Origin of the sequence: Litorimonas sp. (genome assembly GCA_029936425.1) — a bacterium.
In the GTDB taxonomy this organism is placed as follows: domain Bacteria; phylum Pseudomonadota; class Alphaproteobacteria; order Caulobacterales; family Maricaulaceae; genus Litorimonas.
Genome location: JAPYSU010000182.1, coordinates 1 through 1,020 on the forward strand (window position 1 = coordinate 1; position 1,020 = coordinate 1,020).

Here is a 1,020-nt window from a genome sequence, read left to right on the forward strand (position 1 = left end):
GCTTTACATTTCTCTGGTGAGTGGCTTTATAATCACACTGATCACAACTGTATCTGATACCTTGGTGTTTTGAGAGTTTGTGTTGCTTTAAATTTCCCTGTTGAGTGGCTTTGTAATCACACTGATCACAATCATATCTCACACCCTCATGTTTATTCCGTTTGTGTCTGTTTAAGTGTCCCTTTATTTTTGTGTTGAAGTCACACATATCACAGTGAAACACAATATCCTCTGAGCATGGTAAACTAACTACTGGCTCTACATTACTTCTTGTAGTATCCAAAGCTTCATCTAAAAGATTATCCAATTCATCCAAAGCTTGGATCAGGTTTTGTTCCTCTCCAGGCGTTTCCTCCTGATATTCTTGTTTCACCTCGAACTCTTCCAGAACTTCTTGGCTTTGTGTTCCTCCAGAGGTTTCCTCCTCACATTCCTGTTTGACTGTGACTGGTTCTTGTAAAACTTCCTGTTGTTCATATTTGATGAAATCTTCAGAAGCCATGAGTGTAGTAGGAGCAGGAGTTGGTGAGAGGGTTTCAGACTAACATGGACTGCAGGGTCTCCTCCTCAGTCACTACAGCAGGGCTAAACTCAGACTGGTAACATTTGCTCTGGAACACATATAAACCATTATGCTGGAATTGGTGTTACTAAGTACACATTTATATTCTTCAAGGTATCAAACTAGCATTGTATATGGAAAGGCCTGTAACCAAACTGGTCTCCTAGCCCAGTATTTTGCTCAACTAGCAGCATCAATTAGAACAGTTCACACTGGTCACTGGACTCTGGTCAGTCGTCACTGGACATACAGTATTTCCCGCTATACTTTGAACACCTTCCTGATGCTATGTTTTGAAAAGTTAACTTTTCAAGGTGAACAAGGCCGCATACGGTCCCCCACTCGGCCCTCTCGATGCATATGGTCCACCAAGGGTAAAGGTCCACCAAGGGTAAAGGTCAGTTATAGGCTGTAGACCCTAAAAAAACCAAACCGATTTGATAATATAGGCTCTAGAC

Annotated in this window: 1 protein-coding gene; it reads right to left on the reverse strand. The window is 41.8% G+C overall.

Going from position 1 to position 1,020, the window contains the following annotated elements; genetic code table 11:
* Positions 1-502 (reverse strand): C2H2-type zinc finger protein (locus ACN0IC_RS15850; protein WP_416879704.1); only part of this gene is annotated, 502 nt, incomplete at its 3' end.
* Positions 503-1,020: the final 518 nt, after the last annotated feature.